The 19,027-nt window shown below is 51.3% G+C and carries 16 protein-coding genes; 7 read left to right on the plus strand and 9 right to left on the minus strand.

Going from position 1 to position 19,027, the window contains the following annotated elements; translation table 11 throughout:
* The first annotated feature begins 45 nt into the window (after window positions 1–45).
* Window positions 46–285 (plus strand): DUF3073 domain-containing protein, encoded by a 240-nt coding sequence (locus tag G445_RS0105545; RefSeq protein ID WP_022866558.1) that lies wholly within the window; start codon window positions 46–48, stop codon window positions 283–285.
* Between the two features lie 275 nt (window positions 286–560).
* Here the strand turns inward: G445_RS0105545 and G445_RS0105550 are convergent, their stop codons facing one another.
* From G445_RS0105550 to G445_RS0105570, 5 genes are all read right to left on the minus strand, one after another.
* Window positions 561–956, minus strand: coding sequence for a sterol carrier family protein (locus G445_RS0105550; RefSeq protein WP_022866559.1), 396 nt, complete (start codon window positions 954–956; stop codon window positions 561–563).
* A 314-nt stretch (window positions 957–1,270) separates the two neighbouring features.
* Window positions 1,271–2,623, minus strand: coding sequence for an NADP-specific glutamate dehydrogenase (gdhA, locus tag G445_RS0105555; protein ID WP_022866560.1), 1,353 nt, complete (start codon window positions 2,621–2,623; stop codon window positions 1,271–1,273).
* Window positions 2,624–2,747: 124 nt separating this feature from the next.
* Window positions 2,748–3,704: a phosphoribosylaminoimidazolesuccinocarboxamide synthase gene (locus G445_RS0105560; protein WP_022866561.1), complete on the minus strand. Its 957-nt coding sequence runs from the start codon at window positions 3,702–3,704 to the stop codon at window positions 2,748–2,750.
* Between the two features lie 174 nt (window positions 3,705–3,878).
* Window positions 3,879–4,010 carry a hypothetical protein gene (locus G445_RS11920; protein ID WP_306718316.1) on the minus strand — a complete coding sequence of 44 codons (132 nt, stop codon included), beginning with the start codon at window positions 4,008–4,010 and terminating at the stop codon, window positions 3,879–3,881.
* A 53-nt stretch (window positions 4,011–4,063) separates the two neighbouring features.
* The gene (locus G445_RS0105570; RefSeq protein ID WP_022866563.1) at window positions 4,064–5,362 is read right to left on the minus strand and encodes an adenylosuccinate synthase; all 1,299 of its coding nucleotides are present in this window, start codon (window positions 5,360–5,362) and stop codon (window positions 4,064–4,066) included.
* A 523-nt stretch (window positions 5,363–5,885) separates the two neighbouring features.
* Here G445_RS0105570 and G445_RS0105575 point away from each other — a divergent pair.
* Both G445_RS0105575 and G445_RS0105580 read left to right on the plus strand, forming a co-directional pair.
* Window positions 5,886–8,252 (plus strand): glycogen/starch/alpha-glucan phosphorylase, encoded by a 2,367-nt coding sequence (locus G445_RS0105575; protein WP_022866564.1) that lies wholly within the window; start codon window positions 5,886–5,888, stop codon window positions 8,250–8,252.
* 265 nt (window positions 8,253–8,517) lie between these two features.
* Window positions 8,518–8,925, plus strand: a complete 408-nt coding sequence (locus tag G445_RS0105580; protein WP_022866565.1) for a cupin domain-containing protein — start codon at window positions 8,518–8,520, stop codon at window positions 8,923–8,925.
* 46 nt (window positions 8,926–8,971) lie between these two features.
* Here the strand turns inward: G445_RS0105580 and G445_RS0105585 are convergent, their stop codons facing one another.
* Together G445_RS0105585 and G445_RS0105590 are read right to left on the minus strand one after the other, a co-directional pair.
* Entirely contained in the window at window positions 8,972–10,072 is a 1,101-nt protein-coding gene (locus G445_RS0105585) for a TRAP transporter TatT component family protein (protein WP_022866566.1), read from the minus strand.
* Window positions 10,073–10,371: 299 nt separating this feature from the next.
* Entirely contained in the window at window positions 10,372–10,815 is a 444-nt protein-coding gene (locus G445_RS0105590) for a tetratricopeptide repeat protein (RefSeq protein WP_022866567.1), read from the minus strand.
* 535 nt (window positions 10,816–11,350) lie between these two features.
* Between G445_RS0105590 and G445_RS0105595 the strand changes: the two genes are divergently transcribed.
* Both G445_RS0105595 and G445_RS09935 read left to right on the plus strand, forming a co-directional pair.
* A complete protein-coding gene (locus G445_RS0105595) occupies window positions 11,351–12,304 on the plus strand; it encodes a nucleoside hydrolase (protein ID WP_022866568.1) in 954 nt (317 codons plus the stop codon).
* A 14-nt stretch (window positions 12,305–12,318) separates the two neighbouring features.
* Window positions 12,319–13,752: an MFS transporter gene (locus G445_RS09935; RefSeq protein ID WP_022866569.1), complete on the plus strand. Its 1,434-nt coding sequence runs from the start codon at window positions 12,319–12,321 to the stop codon at window positions 13,750–13,752.
* Window positions 13,753–14,119: 367 nt separating this feature from the next.
* Here G445_RS09935 and G445_RS0105605 read toward each other — a convergent pair whose 3' ends face one another.
* A complete protein-coding gene (locus G445_RS0105605) occupies window positions 14,120–15,307 on the minus strand; it encodes a hypothetical protein (protein ID WP_022866570.1) in 1,188 nt (395 codons plus the stop codon).
* 30 nt (window positions 15,308–15,337) lie between these two features.
* Here G445_RS0105605 and G445_RS0105610 point away from each other — a divergent pair, with 30 nt between their 5' ends.
* A complete protein-coding gene (locus tag G445_RS0105610) occupies window positions 15,338–16,231 on the plus strand; it encodes an NAD(P)-dependent oxidoreductase (RefSeq protein WP_022866571.1) in 894 nt (297 codons plus the stop codon).
* A gap of 455 nt (window positions 16,232–16,686) precedes the next feature.
* Here G445_RS0105610 and fbaA read toward each other — a convergent pair whose 3' ends face one another.
* The gene (gene fbaA / locus G445_RS0105615) at window positions 16,687–17,709 is read right to left on the minus strand and encodes a class II fructose-bisphosphate aldolase (protein ID WP_022866572.1); all 1,023 of its coding nucleotides are present in this window, start codon (window positions 17,707–17,709) and stop codon (window positions 16,687–16,689) included.
* A gap of 394 nt (window positions 17,710–18,103) precedes the next feature.
* Between fbaA and G445_RS0105620 the strand changes: the two genes are divergently transcribed.
* Window positions 18,104–18,946: an SIR2 family NAD-dependent protein deacylase gene (locus tag G445_RS0105620; protein ID WP_022866573.1), complete on the plus strand. Its 843-nt coding sequence runs from the start codon at window positions 18,104–18,106 to the stop codon at window positions 18,944–18,946.
* The last annotated feature ends 81 nt before the right edge of the window (window positions 18,947–19,027 follow it).

The following is a 19,027-nucleotide window of genomic DNA, read 5'->3' on the forward strand; positions in this document are numbered from 1 at the left end:
TTGGGAGTTTAGTACTCCTTTGCGAGAGAAAGAGGGGGTCGAGCCATGGCGCGCGGCCGTCAAAAGGCTAAGCAGCGTAGGGTAGCCAGAAACCTCAAGTACCATACACCGGATACCGATTACGCAGCTTTAGAACGTGAACTTGTTCGTGGACATCACTCAGATGATGAAGATGATCGCTATGTTGATCGCTACGCAGATTATGTCGATTTTGAAGACGACGATGAATATAACGAGGATAAACCGGCGTGGGATCCGCGCGATGTTCCGCCCGCAACGGAATAATCAATCTTTCGTAAAGTTCTAGTTCTTACATATTTCATCGCTGTGGCGGGGGCTTCCCAATGATAGCCCCCGCCACACGTTTGTTTACTCCACGCCCTATCTCTAATTTTGCGCCACACTCCCCTAAGCCAGGCGTCGCGAGCAACCCGAACAACTCAGGCCAACCCGCCCAAAAACTCGCCTTCCGCAGCACCAGGCGCCACAATCCCAGCCAGCAAGTACTACAAACCCAACCCCAGCCACAGCAGCCCAAACTATAGACACTTCAGGCCGCTTCACGCCTCGCCTTGCCCGGCAATCCTTTCCAATGTTGTACGCGAATACATCGGCAGGGTTCCGCTGAGGTTTGCTCTTTGCCCTGAGGCATCAATTTTTCCGTCGCGCATTGCCTCATCCCAGCTTGTTAACCCTGTTACGAGGTCAAGGAAGGTTTTTTGGTCCGTCTCAATAACATTGGGTGGCGTACCTCGACGATGGTTAGGCCCTTCAAACGCTTGGACTGCGCCAGCGTAGGGTACACGTATCTCCACGGCATGCCCTGGATGAAGTTCAGCAATATTCTGAAGGGCATAACGCACAGCTAACCGAGTGTTGCTTGCGTTAAGTTGCGAGCCTGTTGCATGTAAAGCAAGCACACGCATTCCTTCAACCGAATCAATTTTGCGCGCCATTTTATCTCTTTCCTCCCGTTACACGCTTAGCCACAGTAGCACATTAACCAGTATGGGTTTCGACCGCAGGACGACGAAAGCCGGAATCAAATCCTCCAATTTTGTCCAACCAACCTGTTGACCACCACCAACAGCTACCCCCCCCCCCAGAAAACGGTGACAACACAACAAAAATCCCGACGAAATCCTCCATTATTGTCCTATAGCCCAGAACGCTTACACTCGCCTCCACACACAAAGAAGGGCGAGGCCGGAGAACCAGCCTCGCCCTTCTCAATGAGATAAGCTCTGCCTAGTTAAATAGGATTCTGCCCTTAGATCAGGCCCTGCGCAATCATGGAATCTGCAACCATTTCAAACGCCGCGGCGTTAGCGCCCAAAACATAATCTCCGGGCTTGCCGTAGCGTTCAGCAGCAGAATGGGCGGTATCGTGGATGTCTTGCATAATAGCGTGGAGCTTGGCGTCAACATCCTCGAAACTCCAGGACTGTCCCGCAGCGTTTTGCTGCATTTCCAGTGCGGAAGTTGCCACACCGCCAGCGTTCGCGGCCTTACCTGGCGCGAAAGCAACACCGGACTCTTGGAAGAGATTTGTTGCTTCCAAAGTGGTCGGCATATTTGCACCTTCTGCAACGAGCTTGACGCCCGCGGCAATCAGCTTCTTGGCGTGTTCTTCATCGAGTTCGTTCTGGGTTGCGCAAGGAAGGGCAATATCGGCTGTGGCTGCCCATTCGTCGACATCCCAGGCCTTAGCACCTGCAACGAAACGTGCAGATTCACGGCGGGCAGCGTATTCGGAAATACGTGCGCGCTCAACTTCTTTGATTTGCTTGAGGAGTGCAACATCGATTCCTTCGGGATCGTACACCGCGCCTGAGGAATCGGAGGCGGTCACAACCGTCGCACCCAACTGCTGTGCTTTTTCAGTAGCATAAATCGCTACATTGCCGGAACCGGAAATAAGGACTGTCTTGCCCTTGAAGCTATCGCCCTTTGTTTCAAGAATGGCGTTGGCGAAGTACACGGCGCCGTAACCCGTCGCTTCGGTACGAACAAGCGATCCACCGAAACCAAGTCCCTTACCTGTTAATACACCCGCATCGAATGCGTTGCGCAAACGGCGATACTGCCCGAACATGTAGGCAACTTCGCGTCCGCCTACGCCAATATCTCCAGCAGGAACATCAACAGTCAACCCGATATGGCGGGAAAGTTCCGTCATGAAGGACTGGCAGAAACGCATAATTTCGGCATCGGACTTGCCCTTGGGATCGAAATTGGATCCACCTTTACCGCCACCGATGTGTTGGCGCGTCAGCGCATTCTTGAAAATCTGTTCAAAACCGAGGAATTTCAAAATTCCGAGGTATACGGTTGGATGGAAACGCAAACCGCCCTTATACGGGCCGAGCGCGGAGTTAAATTGAACGCGGTAACCTTTATTTACATGAATTTTACCTGCGTCATCTACCCAAGGCACGCGGAAGGAAATAATTCGTTCCGGTTCAACAATGCGTTCCAAAATTGCGTGCTCTTCATATTCAGGATGTGCATCCAGCACAGGTGCGATTGATTCAAAAACTTCATACACCGCTTGATGGAATTCTGGTTCACCCGGATTATCGGCAACCACCTTTTCATATACTTTTTGCGAATACGTATTCATTTTTCCCTTACTGTAGAGTTTCCTTGGGTCGTGTAGAAAAACTACTTTGGAATTATAAACCCATGTTGCTAATCCGTGCGCGCAATGAATATTTTTGGTTAGTTTTGTACGACGATAAACCGCACTAATCCCAGCGTTGTCCAGTGAGCATCTGGAACACACGCACGTAACGCGCTCGTGTTTGATCAACAATATGTTGCGGTAGTGGCGGGGCCAGCCCACCGAGACTCCTATCCCACGTGCATTCACTGCTTGTCAGCCACGATGCGACCATTTCCTTATCGTAGGAGCGAAGGGTGTGGGTTCCTTCCGGATCTGCCACTCCGTTTTCGATATATTCACGGTAATCTTTTGCCAACCAGTATCGTGCGGAATCAGGAGTGAAGGCTTCGTCCGCAAACACGAGTTTCGTGCTCCCGGCATCCTGATCCGTACCGAACTCAAATTTTGCGTCAGCCATAACTAAACCGCGGTTGGCGGCGATTTGGTGCCCACGGTTATAGAGGGCAATCGCTTTTTCTTTTACTGTGCTAGCAGAGATTTCTCCCACGCTGCACCGGAATTCTTCCCAAGAGATGGGTTTATCCGGGTTGCCCGGTGAGGCTTTACGCGCGGCAGTTATATACGGCTCTGGCAACATATCGCCCAAGCGATATTCTTTAATGTTCCTAATATCTTCGCCCAACTTTTCCAAAATATTTATTTCGCGCAGGGTTCGTTCCGTAATATATCCACGAACTACGATTTCATAGGGAAGCATGTGAAGTGCGCGAACAATTTCTCCGCGCTCTCGTACTTCTTCCGGCACCGGAATATCTGTATGGTGATTTTCTGCAACATCGGCGGTTTGCTCAAACCACCATGTTGATAGTGCCGTTGAAATTTTGCCTTTATCGGGGATGGGAGTAGGGATAACGTGATCAAAAACCGTCATGCGGTCTGATGCGACCACAAGATACACGTCCTGCCCCACAAGTGGATTTCTATCGACAGGACGGTAAAGATCACGAACCTTTCCCGCATAAACGCGAGACCACCCACGTAATATCGGCTTTATTCCACCTGTGAATGGAGTAGACACGCGATTCTCCTCTCTCTGTCACTGGATATGACAGAAGGATTTTGATTTTGTGGAACTTTTTTGTAAAAGTTTCCCACATTCATAACTCTACCTGGTTTCCAGATAAATATGGGGGCCTTTTGCCTTTTGTTTTCACCTTTTTATGCAAAATGTGTGACATATTTTTTGTGCGTTTCACTGACGGCCAAAAGAGGAAATCTTGCCGAGGTTTCCACGTGTCTTACCTGCCTGAATTGACCAGCCTTCTTCAACAAATCCCATCTTGAATCGCGGAAAGCCTGCGCTCAAACCGACTGTTTCACACACCTGATAACACGGACACAATGCGTGGCGCGCCTCAAGCCACCACATCACCTTTATTAGCGCGTCGGGGCATCCAACAAATCGTGAAGAACGATTGTTTGGTTCCTATCGGGCCCAACTCCAACAAGCGAGAACCGGCATCCGCTCATGCTCTCCAGCCAACGAACATATTTTTGAGCGTTCTCTGGCAATTCGTCAAAGGTTTTCGCTCCTGAAATATCTTCTGTCCAGCCCGGATGGTACTCGTAAATCGGCTTCGCATTGGAGAAATCCCACGTGTCGACGGGGAACTCGTCAACCCTCTCCCCGTCAATTTCGTAGGCAACACACACCGGAATCTGTTCCAACCCGGTAAGAATATCCAATTTCGTTAATACCAGATCCGTTAAACCGTTCACGCGCGAAGCGTAGCGGGTGACGGGCGCATCGTACCAGCCACAGCGACGCGGGCGTCCCGTCGTCACTCCGAATTCGGCACCGGCGTTACGCAACCAGTCACCTTCCTCGCCCTTTAATTCTGTGGGGAACGGACCTTCACCAACGCGGGTTGCGTAGGCTTTCACAATCCCGACCACGCGGTCGATACGGGTTGGCCCAACGCCACTTCCCGTAATCGCGCCACCGGCCGTCGCATTGGACGAGGTGACATACGGATAATTTCCGTGGTCAATATCGAGAAGCGTGGACTGCCCGCCTTCAAACACCACGGTTTTTCCTGCATCCAGGGCGTCGTTCAGGACCTTGGATGCGTCGATTATCATGGGGGCGATTCGCCGGCCATACGCAAGAAGCTCCTCGACCACACAATCGACGCTAATTATTTCGCGCCCAAGTGCCTCAAGTAGAAGATTCTTCTGCGCAAGCGCAATCTCAACACGCTGGCGCAATCTCTTTGGGTGGCACAAATCTTGGATACGTATGCCGATGCGACTCGCCTTATCCGCATACGTTGGGCCAATTCCGCGCCCTGTTGTGCCAATTTTGTGTCCTTCTCCCAAGGCTTCCTCATTAATTGCGTCAAACATTTTGGTGTAGCGTGTGATGACGTGTGCATTCGCACTAATCCGAAGATTATCGACGTTCACACCGCGTGATTCCAACATGTCAATTTCTTCAAAAAGTGCTTGAGGGTCGACGACGACACCGTTGCCGATAATCGACACGCAATTCGGGGCAAGAATTCCCGAGGGAAGAAGGTGGAGAGCGAACTTTTCGCCATCCACGGACACCGTGTGTCCGGCGTTATTTCCGCCATTGAACTTCACAACGTAATCTGCACGTTGCCCCAACTGATCTGTGGCTTTGCCTTTGCCTTCATCGCCCCATTGGACGCCAAGAATAATGACTGCGGGCATACCTAAACTCCTTGTTCGTTACATCATTGTAAAGAATTCGGGCTAACGCTTCAGAAACCAAACGAGCGCATGCCGTCCCGCTTTACCTCCCTATACTAGCGAAAAATTGTCGCATCTGGGCAGATTTATAGACTCCTTGGGAAGGTTGAGGCCAAATTACCCATCTGGCGAACACGCCCCACACAACACGCCCCACACAACACGTCCTACATAAACACCCCTACTTCAGGCGTGCTTCGCCCCGCACGTCCCATGTCTCTTCACCTCCGCGCATCCCGCCTCCCCTCTCCCCCGCACGTCCCGTGACAATTAATCGTCCCCAAACACGCACATGCGTCGTCTCGACTTTCCGTTAAAAGCTAAAAGCATGTTTCCGGTGCCAAAAACCCCGCAACTACATCGTCGTTCTTCAAAACTGGTTAAATATCACAGCTAAAATACTCACAATTAACGGAACATCACACATAACCTCGTCGCAATTCGATAACATGAGAACGCATTTTCGTGCTTTTTTAGGAGAAAAATGTCAACAGATTTAACACCGAGCCTCGGAAGTTTCACACGCGCCGTTTCGGGCAAGAACACCTCAGACTCGTCCGTCCACGATTATTGGGAAGGCCTCTCGGCCCTCACAATGTCGAAATTGGCCGATAACTGGGACAAGACAACAAAGAAGTATAAGGGCGTCAAGCGTGCTTCCTACCTTTCCGCAGAATTCCTGATGGGACGTGCACTGCTCAACAACCTCGCCAACTTGGGCATGGTTGATGAAGCTCGCGAAGCCCTCGAAGAATACGGCTTGAACCTTGCTGACGTGCTCGATGAAGAACCTGATGCATCACTGGGTAACGGTGGCCTTGGGCGCCTCGCCGCATGCTTCATGGATTCATGTGCAACACTTGACTTCCCCGTTACCGGTTACGGAATTCTTTACCGTTATGGCCTGTTTAAGCAGAGCTTCGAGAACGGATTCCAGAAGGAAAGCCCCGATCCATGGATGGAAACCGGTAGCCCCTTCGTTATTCGACGCGAAGCAGAAGCTAAGCATGTGAAGTTCGCGGACATGGATGTCAACGCAGTTCCTTACGATATGCCCATCACCGGCTACGGCACCGACAACGTCAACACCTTGCGTTTGTGGAAAGCTGAGCCGATGGAAGAATTCGACTACGATGCCTTCAATTCACAGCGCTTCACGGACGCCATTGTTGAACGCGAGCGCGTTATGGATCTTTGCCGCGTTCTCTACCCGAACGATACAACCTATGAGGGCAAGGTTCTTCGCGTACGCCAGCAGTACTTCTTCTGCTCCGCTTCCCTACAGTGCCTGATTGAAGAACACAAGGAAGCTCACGGCGATATTAAGACCTTTGGTCAGTTCAACTCCATCCAGCTTAACGATACCCACCCGGTTCTCGCTGTTCCGGAACTTATACGCCTCCTTCTTGACGAAGAAGGTATCGGTTGGGAAGAAGCGTGGAAGATCGTAACTGAAACCTTCGCCTACACGAACCACACCGTCTTGGCTGAGGCCCTCGAAACGTGGGAAGTGTCCATCTTTATGCAGCTCTTCCCCCGCATTTTCGAAATCGTTACCGAAATTGATCGCCGTTTCCGTTCCGAATTGGCCGAACGTGGTTTCGATCAGGGCAAGATTGACTATATGGCTCCGCTTTCTGGTGGCCGTGTCCACATGGCATGGATTGCCTGCTATGCGTCCTTCTCCATTAACGGCGTGGCAGCGATTCACACCGATATTTTGAAGCGCGACACCCTCCATGATTGGCATGATATTTGGCCCGAACGTTTCAACAATAAGACGAACGGCGTCACTCCGCGTCGTTGGCTGAATAACTGCAATCCTCGCCTTTCCGCACTTCTTACCGAAGTTATGGGCGACGATTCATGGGTGACGGATCTTGATAAGCTCGCCACCTTGGAAGAAAAGGGAAATCCGGATATTTATCGCCGTTTGATGGAGATCAAGAAGGCGAATAAGGAAGAGTTCGCCGCCTGGATTATGCGTCGCGACGGCATTGAGGTTCCCACCGACGCCGTATATGACACGATTATTAAGCGTTTGCATGAATACAAGCGTCAGCTCATGGATGCTCTCTATATTCTCGATTTGTACTTCCGCATGAAGGACAATCCGGATATGGATGTTGTTCCTCGCGTCTTTATTTTCGGTGCGAAGGCAGCTCCCGGATACAAGCGCGCCAAGGCAATCATTAAGCTCATCAACGAAATCGCGAATCTCGTCAATAACGACGAAGCCGTGAACAAGACCCTCAAAGTTGTTTTCGTTCAGAACTACAATGTTTCCCCGGCTGAATACATTATTCCTGCTACCGATGTGTCCGAACAGATTTCCATGGCCGGTAAGGAAGCCTCCGGTACTGGAAATATGAAGTTCATGATGAACGGCGCATTGACGCTGGGAACAATGGACGGCGCAACCGTCGAAATTGTTGACGCTGTTGGTGAAGAAAATGCCTACATTTTCGGTGCCCGCGAAGAAGAGCTGGAAACCATCATGACGTCCTACAATCCGCGTGAAAAGTATGAGACTGTTCCCGGTTTGAAGCGCGTACTCGACGCTCTTGTTGACGGAACCCTCAGCGACGGCGGCACAGGCGATTTCCATGATCTTCTTGCCAGCCTGCTCGACGGAACCTCCTGGGAACGTCCGGATGTGTACTATGTTCTCGGCGATTTCGACAACTACCGTGCAACACGTGATCGCATGGCTGAAGATTACCGCAACCAGGAAGAATGGGCGCGCAAGGTTTGGATTAACATCTGCCGTTCCGGCCGTTTCTCCTCCGACCGCACAATCGCCGATTATGGGCGCGATATTTGGAAGGTCGACGGTCAGCCGATTGCCTAGCAAGAACCGAACACCGAAGTTGCGAGGATTGCGGTACTGATACTCTCATTTCGACGGCTTCGGTTACGGTAAACGTTGGCTTATCTGGAATACAGCAGTAAGGCAACGGCGTGTTTCAAGGTGCGCGTTACTGAAAAGTAGCGCGCACCTTCGTCGTACATTACGCACCTTCGTCGTACATTTTCTCGCACCCCACCAACATAGTGACGAGTGCTACACGATACGTGTACTGTTGTACCGTAAGTGTTCTAAGAAAGAAGTTGCCATGCAGATTACACGACGCAAAGATCTTCCCTCCTTCTCCCCCGGAAAAGGAAACCCTATTATTACGCCTTTCGTCGGCGATGCGGATACGAACGTTGCCATGTTTGAACTGTATATTCCGCGCGGAGTCACGGCGCCTCCCCATACGCACGCCGGTTCAACACTAGCCCTCCACATCGTTTCTGGAACGATTACCGTGCTGGATGGAGATACTCGGCATAGGCTAGCTCCCGGGCACAGTGTTCTTGTGGCCGCAGATGAAAAGATTGGTTTGGAAAATAAGAACGACGAACCCGTGCGCATTATCGCAGCTGTTGGGCCGGGAACGTTCCTGGGTAATGTGCGTTCGCTTCCTGAAGTGGACAAAAAAGATCGTCCGAATATTTCTTACGGAAGCTGGATTGATTAACGCGCAACACGCAACTGAATTGCGAGCAACCTGGTGGCGCGCATGTCTACCCGCTGACGGCCTGGAGTTTCGCCCGGAATTCTTCGAGATCCTGGGCCGCGGCAGGTGGCAATCCGTAGCCTAACGCTTCGTCCTCGGCTTTCTCCAGCATCTCAATAGCGAGGGTGAAATTTTTGCGCGCCCCCATAATATCGCCACTTTCCGCACAAATATCGCCTACAAGGCCCCGGCAATGCGCCGCGCCAAAAACATCTTCCATGGCGTCATATGATGATGCGGCAATGTTCATTGCCGTGTAGGCATCATGGAGGCGCCCCAGCTGAGCATACCCCACCGCCAACTGGTGGTGGGCGCGAGCGCTCGTTTCCGCAGCATTGTAGCCAACCAACGCGGACTCGTCGGTGCCCATACGGAAATGAGTTTCGGCGATTTCCGCGGTGTTATTGGCGACGTCATACAGTTCTTTCACGCCTTCCTCATATCTTTCCTGCGCGACGAGTGCCCGTCCAACACCGAATCGTGCCTCCAAAATGAGTAACTCGTTACCCGGAACAGAGGAAAACTCGGAAACAGCGAACCGAAAACCTTCTTCAGCCTCTACCGACCTGCCCACACGCAACAACACATCTGAGCGACTGAGTTCAATGATGGCATGTCCAAGATCAAAACCAGGCAACACATCCGACACAGATTTCGCCAGGTCGAAGGCTGCCAGAGAACGTTCATAATCTTCACCGAGCTGGAAAGACACGCCGGCATTGTATGCCGCATTAGATTCATGAGAAGAATAGCCATAAAGGCGCGAATACATGCCTTGCGCCCGCATCATAGCTTCACCGGCACGCAAAGAATCGCCCGATGATTGAAGGAAATAACCGAGTGTTTCATACGCCCTTGCACCCCTGAGGCTCGGCACGTCGCGAGCCTCATAGGCGCGAACAGCTCGTTTCATAATGGGGAAAGGATCCTCTGCTAGCTGCCCGCAGGCCAAGCCCGCAAAATACAGGGCGTCCGGATCCGTCACGCCCGGAAATTCTCCGGAGCCGGCTGCTTCGCGCGCTTCAACGTAGAGGTTTCGTGCTTCTGCTTCACTTCCGCGCTCCAGGGCTGCCATCCCTGAAAGAAGAAGTTTCTCCGCATCTGCCATATGTCACCACCATATCTCTCTATGTTCGCTCGAGAAAACTATCCCCAACCCGAGAAAAGTTCACCAACCTGAGAAAACTATCGTCAACCCGAGAAAAGTTTCCCTCGTCGGGAGCTATTTCGATACCCCACTATATCGAATTGAGTGCACATATCCGCGCTACAAACCATTATGTTTGCATATCGAATCACATGCGTTGCCACTACCCGCACCCCGTTGTGATTAACCGACTTTTCCGAAATTATGCCGGCCTATATTCGCTAGAAACTGCCACGCCAAGTATCCGCTTCGGCATCGATCTACCCAATATCTCGAAGTTTCTGCAAGACTTCAACTTGGAAAGTTTGCCCTTTTGAAGAACTGCGATAGGCGGCATATGCCTGGTTGTAGGACACTTTCGCCGCGTCAAAATCCCCGGATTCTTCACTAATTTCGCCCAGGTGCCAGAAGCAATTCCCCAGCGAAAGCATGGCGTCCGCATTTTCCGGGTAATGCTGGAATAGCGTAACAGCACGACCTAAATAATCTGCCGCCGCATCCATGTTTCCCGATGCTTTTAACGCAATCCCCAGCTGCCCGCTCACGATTGCGCGTTCCATGTAGAGCGTCGGTTCCTGCCCAAAAATTTCTAAGGATTTATGATACTTCTTAACTGCCTGCTGAATATCGCCCGAGCTGTATGCACTCTGCCCCTGATCAAAATATACGAGACCTTCGTGGCGAACCGCGGCGTTTTCCGACATCTTTTCCCTTACTTTCAGTACCTGTGGAATGAAACCACATAGCAAGAATACCCTAAAATGTGTCCGAAACTACAATTTTACCACAATTTCGCGACACGCCGATCCTGACTGTCGCACATAAAGTCCTAAAAATCCCAATTTTCCCCGCTTTTCTCAATTTTTACGACGACGGGTAGCCGCGTCGCCACCCCAAACTTTTCCCACCGCAAAACAGCTTTTCTGAAACGCCAACGGCAGGCGGCGCCCCGCTTTTCTGCACAGCAAAACGCTGCTATATCAGCGAAAACTGTATGCGCGGTTCCGTCGTCGTCGAAAAAACTAAAAAGAGACGCTAAAAAATTCGATAGTAACGAAAAATGTTGAACAAAAAGTTAACGAAAAGCTGAATATGTCGCATTTTTCTATGAGGGGGGGGCTAGATTAGGATGTAATACACGGGTCAAAACATTCCACGCTGGAAGGGAAAAATTCGGATAGTTGAAACCCGCGTGACGTCAAAGTAGACGCAACACGATACGCATGAAAGAAGAAGTCCATGAAAAAAATCATTCTTGATCTCGACACAGGTGTTGATGATTCGCTCGCAATTGCCTACGCATTAGGTAGCCCGGAACTCGAACTTATTGCTATTACCGGCACATACGGAAACGTTGTTCTGCCACTGGGCATGAAGAATTCACTCCAAATAACCGAACTCCTTGGGCATCCGGAAGTCAAAGTTTTCCCCGGAGTTCCACATTCGGAAGCCACCGACGGCTTCGAAACGCTCGAAATTTCCAAATTTATTCACGGCCAGAACGGAATCGGCGATATCACACTTCCCGAACCCTCACGCGAGGCAGAATCCACCCCAGCCGTTGATTTCATTATTGAAGCAGCCCACGAATACGGCGAGGATCTTGTTTACGTTCCCACAGGGCCACTTACAAACCTTGCCGCCGCAATCCGCAAGCACCCCAAACTCGTGGATGAACTAACCAACGTTGTCCTCATGGGTGGAGCGCTCACAACATGCGGAAACGTCAACGGTTGGAGCGAAGCAAATATTTCTCAGGATCCCGAAGCGGCCGATTTTGTGTTCCGCTCCGGAATGCGCACCACCATGATTGGCTTGGATGTCACCCTTCAGACTCTCCTGACATACAAGGAAACCAAGCAGTGGCGCGACACCGGCACCGAAGCCGGAAAGTTCATGGCAGACATGACGGACTACTACATCAAAGCCTACGAAACCACGGCACCGGACCTTGGCGGATGCGGGCTTCACGATCCGCTAGCCGTCGCGGTTGCCATTGACCCAACACTTGTGACAACTTTCGATATTAACCTGAAAGTCGATACGGATGGTGCCACACGGGGACGCACCATCGGCGACACAACGCGCCTCAATGACCCCGTGAAAACAACCAAGGTCGCCATTGATGTCGACGTTCCACGATTCCTCAGCGAATTCATGGACCGCATTGGTCGCGCCATCGTCAACGCCTAAAACATGAGGTAACTATGAACTCAAAACACAAAACGCAGGATATTGCGCCCAGCGCAGCCCTTTCACAAGAAGAGGTTGAGGCAAATAACCGGATGGCCATCGGCGTTCTCATCCCGCTCCTCATCACCTTCATTCTTGGAACGCTGTGCCTTCAGGGATTTAATCTCGTTTTCCAGCAGATTGGTAAAGATGTGGGGGCGCCGCAGCAGGCACCGCTCATTACCTCCTTCCCGATTATTGTTCTCGGGATCGTCTGCTTCATTTACGGGTCCCTGGGCGATTTCGTTTCTCTGAAGAAACTCGTGTATTTCGGGCTCGGCATGCTGGTTGTAGGCTCCGTTCTCGGGTTCTTGCTTAACTATTACTTCACGCCCAATTTGTGGACGGTTATTGTTGCGCGCGTCCTCCAGACCGCTGGTGAGCAGGTTGCGGGTTCCGCGTATCTCGTTGTGACGACGAAGTATTTGAAGCCGTCGTTGCGTGCGCTCTTCTTCGGTATTTTCAGCGCCGGCTACCAGGTTTCAGCCGCAATCGGCGTGTTCGCCGCCGGTATTTTGAGCGCAATCAGCTGGCAGTTCCTCTTCCTGGTTCCCGCCGTCACGATTCTGCTCCTTCCCTTCCTTCGTAACCTTCCCGATCACAACGGCACAGGTTCGAAGGTGGACACAGTGGGCTTCCTTATCTTCGGTTTCGCAACGGCCTTCTTGACGCTTTTCTTCAGCTACAAGCTGTGGTGGTTGCTCCTCGTCGCCATTGGACTATTCCTCGTGTTCGGCATATACATTCACCAGGCAAAGAACCCCTTCATCACCCCGGCGTTCTTCAAGAACACCCGCTGGATCCTCGCGATTCTCCTTATCGCCGTGTTCTACTTCGTGAACTACTGCGCGGGCCCGTTGGTGAACGCTATCGCCCGCGACGTCTACCATCTCGAAACCCACGAGGTCTCGAATTACCTCGCGTGGTCCTTCATCCTCGCGGCCGTGACGGCAACATTGGCCGGAGCAATTGTCCGCAAGATTGGCAGAACCCCGGTGATTATCTTCTCCGCCTCACTTATGGCGTTGTCCTTCATCCTCCCCGCATTCTTCGTCGATAAGGGCATGGGTTGGGTGTACATTATGTCCTTCATGTTCTACGGCGGAACAGGCTTGATGTATGCGCCGGTTGTGAGCACGGTTATCGACACGCTCCCGACAAGCGAATCCGGCCGTGGCGTTGGTTTGAACGATCTTATTATGAACGTTACAGCGTCCATCGGTATCGCAACCTTCGGCGGTAGCCTCTTCGGTGGGGCGGGCGAGAGCACCAGCATCACTGGTCTGACCGGTGCTGCCGCAACCTTCTCGAATATCATGCTAATTTGTGGCGCGATTTTCGTTGCCGGCATCGTCTACTACCTTGTGGTTTACCGGTATATTGCGCGCACGCCTCGCGTTGCCAAGTAGCGTTTCCGCGTAAGACATAAGTTTTACGACGACGTTGTTCCGTCGCCGTATATACACGTAACGCGTGTGGTACGTCTGTTGTTATATCACTTCAGACGGGCCGCACGCGTTAGTGTTTATTGAGCATTTCGCGCACGTAAACCTCGCGATAAGCACGCATTCACTCAAGCGACTCACCACGCCGCTTCCCCGGTTTCGCGCACGGAGCCCTTGCCTACCATTGCCTACCATTGCCTACCACTGCCTACCACTGCCTACCATTGCCTACCATTGCCTACCATTTTGCCCGCTACGCGCCCCCTTACCTCGCGTATGGACAGGGTTCGTCGAACATAACTACGGGCGCAAGAGCGTTGAATACACCAGCCTAATTCACCGTGCAGTTCCACGTGTTCGGCTGAGATTGTGGGGCGGGAGTGCAGGTTGCCAGTTTTTCGTCGTCACCTATCCATCTGGGGTAACCGAAGGTTAGTTTTCCAGGTTGGGCATCCTGCACGTATTTTTTCTCTTCTGGCCAGTTGCTGGGGAAGTTAATGGTTTGTGCTGTCCAGTTAGATCCGCTATCTCGCGTCATATATATCCAGTTTGTTGTTGTGGGAAGAAACTGGAGGACGGCTGAACGTGATTCACCTGCGGGCATAAGTGCATAAAAGGTCGAATTTTCAACCTTTGCGGAACCTGTTTTTGTGTCGATGCCGTAAATTCCGGAGCTTCCTGCGAAATCCAAGGTATAAAGCGTAATCGAATCTGTTCCAAGCTGTAGCGAAACTTCAGGTTGAATCGATCTGCGCGCTTTAGGGCCTACAGAAAAATGAGTAACGGTATCCCTTTTCACCTGCTCTTTATTCGTGTCATTACCCTGGTTTGATTGCCCTCCAGGCTGTGCAGAATGGAGCCCTTGAGGATTATTTCTTCCCGCGCCCTCACCTTCAGTGGCGCTATGACGTTCATCCCGAAAGTAAGGATCAAGACCATAAGCTGATGGTGTATCTGTAATTTCTTGTAGGGTGTAGGATTTTTTACCCATCGCCAATGGGGGAAGGCAACGGTAAAACATTCGTGAATTTAGCGAGGACAAATCGGCAGAGACAAATTCACAAAATCTACCCTTTTCCGTTGCGATGCTTCCCTGATACTTCATTCCACTTTTTTCCGCAACGAGCCCACTGATAATAAATCCCACCAGAGTTATATACGCGAAAAAACACACGGCCACTACCGCTAACCCGGAGAAAATGGATGTAAAAGTTCGCCGTGCCCATACGCTACTCATTTTTTGATTAAAAAACACCACTATAACGAATGTTGATAAAACGATTGCTCCGAAGAAAAGAACCACCATAACGAAGTACACGAATGCTTTGGCGTAAGGGTGGAATTGCAGGTCGCATAGCTCGAAGAATGCTTGAGTGGCAAGGATTGAAAAGAAGAGGATCGAAAAAACGACGAGAACGCGAATAAAGCCTTTCGACGCCAGTATTTTCGGCACGGAACCCTTAGGCTTATTTTCGTCGCCTAGCAAACCGCGAGAGTCAATAGATAACCCTTGTTCCATCACTTCTCCTCAATCTTGCTACTCTTAAGTATGGACACGCTTAATGTTGCTCTTCACCCGTTTTGGGATTTTGACATCACTGCCCCTGGTGTCAATATTATTCGTTGGGATCTCGAAGGCGAAACTCCCGCCCCTCTAGACATTATTGTTACCGGCCATTGGACTCCTCGCAACGGTATTGATATTGCCAATAAAGCTGGCGCTCACCTCCTACAAATCGGCTCCATTGGTTTCGATATGCTTCCCGAACCACCCGCAGGAATTCAGGTTGCTAACGCAAAAACGGTTCACGAAACGGCAACCGCCGAGATGGCTCTCACCATGTTGCTCGCTGTTTTTCGTGAAATTCCGCGTATGGTTCGTGGTGCCGATGAGGGGCGTTGGGATTGTTTCTACTCCCAGGGCCTAGCAGACCAGAAGGTTATGCTTCTCGGTGTTGGTGGTGTTGGTGATGAAATTGCGCGTCGCCTAGAACCTTTCGAGGTTGAGCTAACCCGCGTTGCCTCTCGCGAGCGCGAGGATGCTCGCGGGCATGTGTATTCACTTGCTCAAGGTATGGAGTTGCTTGGGCAGCAGGATGCGGTTATTGTTGTGCTTCCCGCGAATGAACACACTGTTGGTGTTATTGACGACGGTTTCCTCTCCGCCATGAAGGATAATGCGGTTTTGTTGAATATTGGGCGTGGCAAACTTGCTGATCCTCAGGCTCTGGTGAAGCATTCGACCAGGCTTCGCCTTGCTTTAGATGTGACAGATCCGGAGCCGTTGGCCGTTGATGATCCGTTATGGAAAGGCGCCGAGCTTATTACGTCCCACAATGGTGGCAATACTCGCGCCCTTCATCAACGCATGAAGAATCTTGTGGAACGCCAGATTGTCCACGCCTTAGCCGGTGAGCCTTTCGAGAATATTGTTCTAGGTTAGGTGCTGTAGCCAGCCTGGCTAATTTGTCCGGCCGTCCAGGCGTGCAAACCGTTCACGATTAACGCGAACAGGTTGAACCTATTTTCGCCACGTAGGCTAGGTATTACAGATCTCATACAAACTCCCGGGGCGAAAACTTAGAAACCGCAGTTACACCTACTGTAAAGCAAAGGTTTACAGTACTTTAGAGTAGACGCAAAAAATAGCTTAAAACCAGGCAAAACTCTACTCTAAAAATTTTAGAGTAGTTTACAGTAGCTGTTACAAGTAGGACATGGAAGCGCGACGGATTATGTTCACGCGATAGCTTCACTGCGCGACAACCCTGAACCGCACACAACAAGAACAACCACTAATGGGAAAACTAGAGAATGCGAAATGGGGAGAGCGGGACATGCCCAACTCTCCCCATCGCGCTATGTTCGCTAAACTACCGAACAGCTACAAGTAGCGCCTTACTTCATGCGAGTTCCGGTAGAACCGAGGCGTTCGCATGCTTCAACCACGCGGGCTGCCATGCCGGCTTCTGCCGCACGGCCCCAAGCGCGTGGATCGTAGGTCTTCTTGTTGCCGACTTCGCCGTCGATCTTGAGAACGCCGTCGTAGTTCTTGTACATCCAGTCAGCAATCGGGCGGGTGAAGGCGTACTGGGTGTCGGTATCGACGTTCATCTTAATAACGCCGTTCTTCACAGCTGTTGCGATTTCTTCAGCTGTGGAACCGGAACCGCCGTGCATCACGAGATCGAACGGGGATTCCTTGCCGACCTTTTCGCCAACTTCCTTCTGGATGTCACCGAGGATTTCGGGGCGAAGCTTAACGTGACCCGGCTTGTAAACACCGTGAACGTTTCCGAAGGTGAGGGCGGTGATGTAACGTCCATTTTCGCCAAGGCCGAGAGCTTCGACCGTCTTCAAACCATCTTCTGCGGTGGTGTACAGCTTTTCGTTGATTTCGCCGACGACGCCATCTTCTTCGCCACCAACAACACCGATTTCGATTTCGAGAATAGTGTTGGACTTCTGGGAAAGGGCGAGAAGTTCCTTGGCGATTTCAAGATTTTCCTCAAGCGGAACAGCGGAACCATCCCACATGTGGGACTGGAAGTAGGTTTCCTTGCCTGCCTTGTGCTGCTCAGCTTCGAGCTCCATAATGGGGCGAATCCACGTATCAATGTTCTGCTTTGCGCAGTGATCGGTATGCAAAGCGATGGTGATGTTGTAGTTCTTGGCAACAACACGTGCATATTCTGCAAGAGCAATAGAACCTGCTACACGATCCTTAATTGTGGGACCCGCAAGATATTCTGCACCACCAACGGAAACCTGAATGATGCCGTCCGATTCAGCTTCTGCAAAACCGCGAATTGCGGCATTGAGCGTTTGGGAAGAGGTAACGTTAATTGCGGGATATGCGAACTTATTAGCCTTTGCACGATCCAACATTTCATCGTACTGTTCGCGAGTTGCTACAGCCACATTTTCTCCTTTGACTAGCTTATTAATATGAGCTCGACAAATTAAGCCCACTTACATCTATTATCGCATTTTTTCTCCCCTTTCGGGCAGGATCGAGAAAATAACATATTAAGAAAACTTCCACGCAACAACTACTCGCCACGCCTCGAACCAACCACCCCCACCCACCAAACGCCAAGCACCAACAGCCACACTCACCAAACGCAACATATCCCACGCTCTTCACTTCACAACAACTCTCGCCAAAGCAAACTTCCCCACTCCTCAAACGCCACAACTCCGCCCCAAACCATCTCCCTATATGCCACACCTTCCACAAAACCCGAATCGAAACGTACCCTATACATAAGTGAGTTTCGCATGGCGCCCATCGTCGTCGTAAAAAGGACTGAACATGGTGATAACGGACATTGAAGAAGCTGCTACGAATATCGCGGATATGATGCGCGGAAAAGTAACTGTAGCAATAACTGGTGCGGGTGTTAGCACACCCTCTGGAATCCCCGATTACCGCGGAAAAGGAAGCACTCAAGAGCCCACGGTTTTTTATGATATGTTTACCGACGACGAAATATGGCAACGTTGGGTCTGGCAACGCAACGAAGAAACGTGGCGCGCCCTCGACTCCGTGAAACCCAACCCCGGACATCTTGCTTTGGCGCGCCTCGAAAAAGCGGGGTTCATTAATGGGATTGCCACACAAAACGTGGATGATTTGCACCAAAAAGCGGGGTCGCGAAAGGTCGCGGAATTGCACGGATCGTTTTTGCGGGTGGACTGCGTGGATTGCGGGGCCACTTTCCCGCGCGCAGAGATTGGGGAGCTTCTTCGGGAGGCGAATCCCGACTGGCCCGAGGATCCCGACCCCAAAAATATCGCTATTTTGGCAGGAGCAAACCGCCGAGCTGCGGAAAACTCTTCTTTTACGACGATACCCTGCCCTCGGTGTGGCGGTTTAATCAAACCCTCCGTCGTGTTTTTCGGTGAGAGTTTGCCTGGCGCGGCGCTTACCCAAAGCATTGATTGGGCGCGCGAAGCCGATGTTGCCCTTGTTGTGGGAACGTCTCTCGTTGTTGGCACGGGAATGTGGGTGCTGACCTCGGCGCTTCAAAACGGGGCGGATTGCGTGATTATTAACAGGGGGCGCACGGAAGGTGACCGTTTTGCAAGCCTTCGTGTTGATTGCGATGCTGCAGAAGTTTTATCGCGGGTGGCTGAGATTCTTCTGGACGAGTAGTTGGCGGATTGTGCGGAGTTTAGAAGTTTTGAAGAATACAGAGAAAAAGAGAAAAACCGTATACGTGAAGAGCTCCCGGCA

The organism is Actinotignum urinale DSM 15805 (genome assembly GCF_000420445.1).
GTDB lineage: Bacteria > Actinomycetota > Actinomycetes > Actinomycetales > Actinomycetaceae > Actinotignum > Actinotignum urinale.

Excerpts from the sequence above, each read along its gene's own strand:
- G445_RS0105545 (WP_022866558.1), top strand. The coding sequence starts at position 46 with ATGGCGCGCGGCCGTCAAAAGGCTAAGCAGCGTAGGGTAGCCAGAAAC.
- G445_RS0105550 (WP_022866559.1), bottom strand. The coding sequence starts at position 956 with ATGGCGCGCAAAATTGATTCGGTTGAAGGAATGCGTGTGCTTGCTTTA.
- gdhA (WP_022866560.1), bottom strand. The coding sequence starts at position 2,623 with ATGAATACGTATTCGCAAAAAGTATATGAAAAGGTGGTTGCCGATAAT.
- G445_RS0105570 (WP_022866563.1), bottom strand. The coding sequence starts at position 5,362 with ATGCCCGCAGTCATTATTCTTGGCGTCCAATGGGGCGATGAAGGCAAA.
- G445_RS0105575 (WP_022866564.1), top strand. The coding sequence starts at position 5,886 with ATGTCAACAGATTTAACACCGAGCCTCGGAAGTTTCACACGCGCCGTT.
- G445_RS0105580 (WP_022866565.1), top strand. The coding sequence starts at position 8,518 with ATGCAGATTACACGACGCAAAGATCTTCCCTCCTTCTCCCCCGGAAAA.
- G445_RS0105585 (WP_022866566.1), bottom strand. The coding sequence starts at position 10,072 with ATGGCAGATGCGGAGAAACTTCTTCTTTCAGGGATGGCAGCCCTGGAG.
- G445_RS0105590 (WP_022866567.1), bottom strand. The coding sequence starts at position 10,815 with ATGTCGGAAAACGCCGCGGTTCGCCACGAAGGTCTCGTATATTTTGAT.
- G445_RS0105595 (WP_022866568.1), top strand. The coding sequence starts at position 11,351 with ATGAAAAAAATCATTCTTGATCTCGACACAGGTGTTGATGATTCGCTC.
- G445_RS09935 (WP_022866569.1), top strand. The coding sequence starts at position 12,319 with ATGAACTCAAAACACAAAACGCAGGATATTGCGCCCAGCGCAGCCCTT.
- G445_RS0105605 (WP_022866570.1), bottom strand. The coding sequence starts at position 15,307 with ATGGAACAAGGGTTATCTATTGACTCTCGCGGTTTGCTAGGCGACGAA.
- G445_RS0105610 (WP_022866571.1), top strand. The coding sequence starts at position 15,338 with ATGGACACGCTTAATGTTGCTCTTCACCCGTTTTGGGATTTTGACATC.
- G445_RS0105620 (WP_022866573.1), top strand. The coding sequence starts at position 18,104 with ATGGTGATAACGGACATTGAAGAAGCTGCTACGAATATCGCGGATATG.